9 protein-coding genes are annotated in these 6,297 nt (G+C 64.6%); 7 read left to right on the top strand and 2 right to left on the bottom strand.

Going from position 1 to position 6,297, the window contains the following annotated elements; genetic code table 11:
* Nucleotides 1–120: 120 nt before the first annotated feature.
* The 6 genes from C935_RS0101010 (at nucleotide 121) to C935_RS0100985 (ending at nucleotide 4,489) form a co-directional block, all read left to right on the top strand.
* Nucleotides 121–432: an energy transducer TonB gene (locus tag C935_RS0101010; RefSeq protein WP_018868059.1), complete on the top strand. Its 312-nt coding sequence runs from the start codon at nucleotides 121–123 to the stop codon at nucleotides 430–432.
* Between the two features lie 57 nt (nucleotides 433–489).
* Nucleotides 490–1,245 (top strand): MotA/TolQ/ExbB proton channel family protein, encoded by a 756-nt coding sequence (locus tag C935_RS0101005; RefSeq protein ID WP_018860657.1) that lies wholly within the window; start codon nucleotides 490–492, stop codon nucleotides 1,243–1,245.
* Between the two features lie 2 nt (nucleotides 1,246–1,247).
* Nucleotides 1,248–1,664 (top strand): biopolymer transporter ExbD, encoded by a 417-nt coding sequence (locus C935_RS0101000; RefSeq protein WP_026278569.1) that lies wholly within the window; start codon nucleotides 1,248–1,250, stop codon nucleotides 1,662–1,664.
* A complete protein-coding gene (hemP, locus tag C935_RS12880) occupies nucleotides 1,661–1,834 on the top strand; it encodes a hemin uptake protein HemP (RefSeq protein ID WP_018860655.1) in 174 nt (57 codons plus the stop codon). The genes C935_RS0101000 and hemP overlap by 4 nt, the downstream gene beginning before the upstream one ends.
* Before the next feature lie 102 nt (nucleotides 1,835–1,936).
* Entirely contained in the window at nucleotides 1,937–4,108 is a 2,172-nt protein-coding gene (locus tag C935_RS0100990; protein WP_018860654.1) for a TonB-dependent receptor domain-containing protein, read from the top strand.
* Nucleotides 4,109–4,297: 189 nt separating this feature from the next.
* On the top strand, nucleotides 4,298–4,489 hold the full coding sequence (locus C935_RS0100985; RefSeq protein WP_018860653.1) for a hypothetical protein: 192 nt from the start codon (nucleotides 4,298–4,300) through the stop codon (nucleotides 4,487–4,489).
* A gap of 140 nt (nucleotides 4,490–4,629) precedes the next feature.
* Here the strand turns inward: C935_RS0100985 and C935_RS0100980 are convergent, their stop codons facing one another.
* Entirely contained in the window at nucleotides 4,630–4,893 is a 264-nt protein-coding gene (locus C935_RS0100980) for a hypothetical protein (RefSeq protein ID WP_018860652.1), read from the bottom strand.
* Nucleotides 4,894–5,134: 241 nt separating this feature from the next.
* On the opposite strand from C935_RS0100980, the gene C935_RS0100975 reads away from it, so the two are divergent.
* Nucleotides 5,135–5,806 carry a tetratricopeptide repeat protein gene (locus tag C935_RS0100975; RefSeq protein ID WP_018860651.1) on the top strand — a complete coding sequence of 224 codons (672 nt, stop codon included), beginning with the start codon at nucleotides 5,135–5,137 and terminating at the stop codon, nucleotides 5,804–5,806.
* Nucleotides 5,807–5,836: 30 nt separating this feature from the next.
* Here the strand turns inward: C935_RS0100975 and C935_RS0100970 are convergent, their stop codons facing one another.
* Nucleotides 5,837–6,280, bottom strand: a complete 444-nt coding sequence (locus tag C935_RS0100970; protein ID WP_018860650.1) for a hypothetical protein — start codon at nucleotides 6,278–6,280, stop codon at nucleotides 5,837–5,839.
* Between the last annotated feature and the right edge of the window lie 17 nt (nucleotides 6,281–6,297).

Below are 6,297 nucleotides of genomic sequence, written 5' to 3'. Positions count from 1 at the left end.
CCAGAACCAGAACCAGAACCAGAACCAGAACCAGAACCAGAACAGACCACGGATTCGGAAGCGGACTCTCGCGAGGACACGGACTCTGAAGATGCGGCGGACACCGCCTCAGAGGACGCGGTGGGTGAGCCCGGCGAGGGGGATGAGCCGTTCGAGGAGCCCGGATTCGGAGCGGATTATCTGGATAACCCGCCGCCCGACTACCCGCGTATCTCGCAGCGCCGTCGCGAGGAAGGAACCGTGATGTTGAGGGTCACAGTGTCGGCCGAAGGCGAACCGGTCCGCTGGGAGGTCGAAGAATCCAGTGGTTACGACCGCCTGGATGAAGCCGCTCTGTCGGCCGTCGAGCGCTGGCGATTCGAGCCGGCGCGCCGGGGTGGTCGTGCCGTCGAGGCCGAGGTTGTCGTGCCGATGGAATTCCAGCTGCGCTAACGCGCCCCGGTGCTTTTCAGTCGAACCCTTCAAACGCAATGCCGAGTGCCAAGAGCCATGAGTGATTTCGACGTCTTTTATGTATTCCGCCACGGCGACCCGTTGCTGGTCGGGGTGTTCCTGACCCTGCTGGTGATGTCCATCGCCACCTGGGCGATCGCGGCAGGAAAGTTCTTCACACTGTTGGGCGTGCGTCGGCAGAACCGCCGGACGTTGGCCGCGTTCGAGGAGAGCCAGAGTGCTCGGTGCTTTCGCAACGTCGCGGGCAATTGCCGGGGGCCGCTCGCATCGATTGCGCAGGATGGTTACCACGCGTTCGACCATTATCGCGGCGTGCGCGACGGCAGCGACAAGGCCGAGCAGCAGCTGGACGATCACGTGGTCCGCATGATCCGCCAGTCGATGGACCGCGAGAACCTGCGCATGCAGGCGGGCAATACGATTCTGGCCTCGGTCGGCAGTTTGGCACCGTTCGTGGGGCTGCTGGGTACGGTCTGGGGTATCCACGCGGCCCTGATCGATATCTCGACGGAGGCCAGTGTCTCCATGGACCTGGTCGCCGGCCCGCTTGGCGAGGCGCTGATTGCGACGGCGGCAGGCCTGGCGGCTGCGATCCCCGCCGTGGCATTTTTCAATGTATTCAACCGCGCCCAGAGGCTGCAGCACCAGACGCTGGAGGCATTCGCCCATGATCTGCATGCGCTGCTGATGCATTCCGATCTGCAGCCGGGCCAGGCGCGCCGCGCCGACACAGCACGTGACGATGTCCAGGCGGGTGCCTCCGCCGGGGCCGGCCTGCCCCAGGGGGTGTGAGCGTGGCCTTTGGACGCCTGGGCGACAGCAATGAGCCGATGTCGGACATGAACGTGATCCCGCTGGTGGATGTGATGCTGGTGTTGCTGGTGATTTTCATCATTACCGCGCCGGTGATCACTCACTCGGTGGAGCTGGAACTGCCCCAGGCGACCAGCGAGCCCGCGGACGAGCTGCCGGACAGCGTTACGCTCTCGCTGGACAGGGACGGCGAGATCTACTGGAACAACAACCCGGTCTCGTTGAACCGCCTGCCGGAGCGCCTGCGCGAGACGGTCGAGCAGCAGCCCGACGTCGCGATCTATCTGCGCGCGGACCAGGACACGCGCTACGAGCGGCTGGCCCGGGTGATGGCCGAGGTGCGCCAGTCGGGCGTGAGCCGCATGGCCTTTGTCTCCGAACCGGAGGCCGAGCGATGAACGCGCGAGACAGAACCATCGGTTCATCATCTTCGCGCCCGGCCGCCGGCCCGCGCGAGGTGGCCAGCGAGGACCTGCTCGGTCCCGCGCGCCAGATCCGTATCCGGCACCGGGGCGAGTGGTACACCCTGCGCCAGACTGCCAACGACAAACTGATCCTGACCAAGTAAGCCTGTCCAAAATCCGAATGCCAGCCAGCGAGACCCCGGTTCGAGCCAGCCAGCCTCCCGGCCCCGTGAAGGGGGCGACCTTTACAAAAGGGAGACTGCGTCATGCTCGAAACAACCCGCAATACTCCGCTGCTGGCTGGTATCGCCAGCGCCGCTCTCGGCTTTCCGTTCGCTGTTTCGGTCGTCCACGCCCAGGAGGCGGTACAGGCCAACCCGCCAGAGGAAGAACAACGCCTGGCACCGGTCGTCATCACGGCGGGCGGTTTCGAGCAGGATCTCGAACAGGCGCCGGCCAGCATCTCCGTGGTGACGCGCGAAGAGCTGGAGCGCCGCGAGGTCACCAGCCTCGCGGACGCACTGCGCGGGATCGAAGGGGTGAACGTACGCTCGTTGGATGCCCGCAGCGGCAAGACTGGCAATCAGACGATCAGCCTGCGCGGGCTGCCCGAGGAGTACACCCTGGTGCTGATCGATGGCGTACGCCAGAACGTCTCCGGCACCGTGGCCCCGAATGCGTTCACTGATACCTCCAGCGTGTTCATCCCTCCGGTTGCGGCCATCGAACGGATCGAGGTGATTCGCGGGCCGATGTCGACCCTGTATGGCTCCGACGCGATCGGAGGCGTGGTCAACATCATCACCCGCAAGCCGGACGACGAGTGGGAGGGCTCCGCGACGCTGGGGCATACGTTCCAGTCGGATTCCGACTTTGGCGGCTACTCCACCCTGGAGGGCTATCTTGCCGGCCCGCTGGTGGACCAACGCCTGTCCATGCAGCTATATACCCGTCTGTACGAGCGTTCGGCCTCCAGCATCGACATCCCCGGCACCGAGCCCAGCCTGACGGACAACCGCACTATGGGGCAGAACCCGACGAGCGCGAATGTCGAGACCTTTGGCGGCCGCCTGCTGTTTACACCCAATGCGCAGGATGAATTCTCCCTGCGGCTGGATACCACGCGGCAAAGCTACGACAACTCGCGCGGACAGCTCGGGCGCCTGACGGGCACGGGCGATTCACGCGAGGACTTCCTGCGCGGATATTCGCGCGAACTCGAGTTCCAGCGCGATCAGGTGCGTCTCGGCCATCGGGGCGATTACGACTTCGGGACCTGGGAGACCACTCTGACCCAGGATCGGGTGGAGACGCTCGGGCGTACGATCAACGAGGGGGCCGTTCCGGATTCCTCGCGCGAAGGCGCACCGCGAACGCTCCGCCTGGACACCACAATCCTGGATACTCAGGTGGTCACGTATCTGGATGACCACGTGCTGACGGTCGGGGGGCAGTATCTGCGTCCGAAGCTGGAAGACGGCATCCTGCCGGATTCGCTGTCCTTCTGGCAGTACAGCCTGTTCGTCGAAGACGAGTGGTTCATGACGGACCGCTTCACCCTGACCGGTGGTCTGCGGTTTGACGACAACGAGAACTTCAGTAGTCAGATTACACCGCGCCTTTACGGGGTGTTCAGTGCGACGGACACCGTCACGCTCAAGGGCGGGATCGGCCAGGGCTTTCGCGCCCCGTACATCGAACAGATCAGCGACGGGGTGATCGGCTATGGCGACGGGGGCTCCACGCCGCTGTTCGGCAATCCGGACCTGGAGCCCGAGCGCAGCACCAACGTCGAGTTCACTGTCGCCTATGACAACCGCCAGGACTTTTCGGCTCAGGCGACCGTGTTCCGCAACGAGCTCAAGGACAAGATCGAGCGTGGCACCGGGGCCAATGAAGGCATCGACGTGAATATTGGCGAGTCCGTGGTGCGGGGGGTCGAGCTTGCGACGCGCTACCGCTTTGCGCCCAACTGGGCGTTCTCGGCCAACTACACCTGGACGGACAGCGAGGTGAAACGGGGCGGGACCGCCGCCAGCAACGTCGGCGACCCGTTGGCCAGCGTGCCCGAGCACATGCTGAATGCCCGACTGGACTGGCAGGCGACCCCGCGGGTCGAGGCCTTCGCCGAGGCCGAGTACCGTTCGAGCGCCTTCCGCCCGCGCAATTATCACGAGCCGCAGGACGGCGGCAGCGCGCAGGGTGCCTACGATGCCCTGGGGGATTTCCACGGGTTCACGATGGTGAACGTCGGTGCCGCGTACCACATTTCCGAGAACGTCACCCTGAACGCGACGATCTACAACCTCTTCGACAAGGACTTCAAGGATTACCGGCCCTATACCCGGGAGGACACCGGAGAAACCACCTTCAGCAATGTCTACAACAACCTCTACGAGCCCCGGCGCCTGTTCGTCTCGCTGAATGCCCGTTTCTGATGGTTTGCCAGCGAGCCCGCCGAAAACCAGACGGCGATCACAGTGTGGCGGGGCCGGTGGGCGGAGCGGCGATCATTCCGGCTGGTTTATGGTCCCAATGCCCGAGTCCAGCAAGCGGCGGTCCTCGACAGAGGTCGCCGATTGGACTATCTACTTGAAGGATCCATTTTCCGGTAAAGGAGTGAACCGATGCTCGACAAATCCCGACTGACGATTTTCTTCCTGGCGCTGATGCTGGCGCTGGGCGGTGCCAGCCTCGCCGGCTGCGATACCCAGGGTCCGGCCGAAGAGGCGGGCGAAGACATTGATGACGCCATGGACGATGCCGGCGATGCGATGGACGACGCTGGTGACGAGATGGAAGACACCTTCGACAACTGATTGTTCGTTGTCAGGGTGCTGGCGTGAAAGGGCAGCGGCCTGTGCCGCTGCCCTCTTTTTTGCGGTTCGAGGCAGTCGGCCAGACACAAAAAAGGAGGGGCCAGGCCCCTCCCTTTGTGCGCTTCAGGCGGGCGGCAGGACTAGAAGTCCTGTTCGCCACCCCCGTCCGCGGGTGGTTCCATGCTGCCCTCTTCGTCCGGCATCTGGCCGCCTTCCTGCGGGGGCTGCTGCTGTTGCATACCCTCGTCGGCCGGTGGCTGCATCGGTTCGCCCCCGCCTTGTTCCTGCTGCTCCATCTGCTGCTGCTCGAACTCTTCCATGTCCATTTCGCCATCGCCACAGCCGACCAGCAGGGCGAACGGGGCGATCGCAAGCGTCGCCAGAATTCCAGTGGATCGTTTCATGGTTACTCTCCTCTTCCTCGAAGGCTTGGTGTGAGAGGTGTGTGAAAAAAACACCGAGCTTTCGGAGCAGGGGACAGTCCCAGGCGTCACGAGTTCGACCGAATTTTCTGCTTCAACTGCGCCTGTGCCGGGTATCACGAAAGACCGTGTGCCGAATCGACCCCCGGCGTGGCGCCCGGTAAAGTTGAACTCATATCGATGCCGAGAGTCCCGGAAGCGACTGGGTAACAAAGAACCGATCATGGCCGATACCCCTGAACTGGAAAATCTCGTGGAGCAGGCCCGCAAGGCCTGGGGACGTGGTGATATCGAAGCTGCGATCGATGGCTGGCGGGCCGGTGCCGCTGCTGGCGATGCCCGCTGCGCCTACAACCTGGGGGTGCTGGCCGACGAGGGACAATATCAGCCGCGCGATCCGGAGGCGGCCGCGCGCTGGTACCGCCGTGCAGCGGAGGCAGGCTTTCCCGATGCCGCTTTCAATCTCGCCGTCCTTTACGAACAGGGCGATGGCGTTGCCCCCGATGCCAACGAGGCCGCCCGCTGGTTTCACGTAGCGGCCGAGCGCGGCAATGCTCAGGCGATGTTCAATCTCGGACTCAAGTTCGATGAAGGGCGCGGGCTGCCGCAGGACGCCGAACAGGCCGCGCAGTGGTATCTGCTGGCAGCCGAGGGCGGCGAGGGACGAGGTGCCTCGAATCTGGGACGTTTGTTCGCGATGGGCGAGGGTGTGGAGCGCTCGGACGTGTCGGCGTTCAAGTGGTATGCGATTGCCGCCGAGATGGGTGTGGCCAACGCGGCCCGTTATCGCGAGCGCGTGGCCCGAGAACTGACCCCTGACGAACGCCTGCATGCGGGCGAGAAGGCCCGCGAGTGGCTGCAAAGCCAGGGACAGCCGGTGACGCGGCTGCAATAATCGGCGGGGTTGGTGCTTAAGGTGGCGTGACTAGACCACCACGTTAAGTTCGCGCCGTGGCTCCTCGGTGGGGCCTGCCAGGCGCACGGCCAGTTCCACCCGGCGGCGCAAGGCCTCGACGCCGTCCTGCCCCAGCGAACTGCCATCATGAATCGCTGCATCGTCCAGCGTGTCGCCATCGCGGCGCATGCGGGCCGCCTCCTGCTCGGCGCTGATGCGCGCACGGCTCGACAGTTCCTGTTCGGAACGCGCGTCGAACTCCAGTGTGCGGTCACTCTGGTCGCCACCGCGGCGATCGCTATCCTGTTCCGCGTCGTCCTCGATCGGGCGGCGGGCCTCGCCGGCCTCGGGGTCGTTCAGTGGGCGATCAAACTCCGCGGGTGCCGAAGTCTGGCCGAGCCCCAGGCGATCAGAGCCCGTCGGCCGGGTGCCGAGCGGGACCGCCGCTGAAGGATTACTGACTGGGACTTCCATCGTCCGCCTCCCGGAAC

This window comes from Thioalkalivibrio sp. ALJ3 (genome assembly GCF_000377205.1).
In the GTDB taxonomy this organism is placed as follows: Bacteria; Pseudomonadota; Gammaproteobacteria; order Ectothiorhodospirales; family Ectothiorhodospiraceae; genus Thioalkalivibrio.
The sequence above is the reverse complement of the archived record's forward strand: the minus strand, read 5'-3'. Positions and strand labels throughout refer to the sequence as shown.

Coding starts and splice junctions, on each gene's coding strand:
- hemP (WP_018860655.1), top strand. CDS start 1,661: ATGAACGCGCGAGACAGAACCATCGGTTCATCATCTTCGCGCCCGGCC.
- C935_RS0100990 (WP_018860654.1), top strand. CDS start 1,937: ATGCTCGAAACAACCCGCAATACTCCGCTGCTGGCTGGTATCGCCAGC.
- C935_RS0100970 (WP_018860650.1), bottom strand. CDS start 6,280: ATGGAAGTCCCAGTCAGTAATCCTTCAGCGGCGGTCCCGCTCGGCACC.
- C935_RS0100985 (WP_018860653.1), top strand. CDS start 4,298: ATGCTCGACAAATCCCGACTGACGATTTTCTTCCTGGCGCTGATGCTG.
- C935_RS0100975 (WP_018860651.1), top strand. CDS start 5,135: ATGGCCGATACCCCTGAACTGGAAAATCTCGTGGAGCAGGCCCGCAAG.
- C935_RS0100980 (WP_018860652.1), bottom strand. CDS start 4,893: ATGAAACGATCCACTGGAATTCTGGCGACGCTTGCGATCGCCCCGTTC.
- C935_RS0101005 (WP_018860657.1), top strand. CDS start 490: ATGAGTGATTTCGACGTCTTTTATGTATTCCGCCACGGCGACCCGTTG.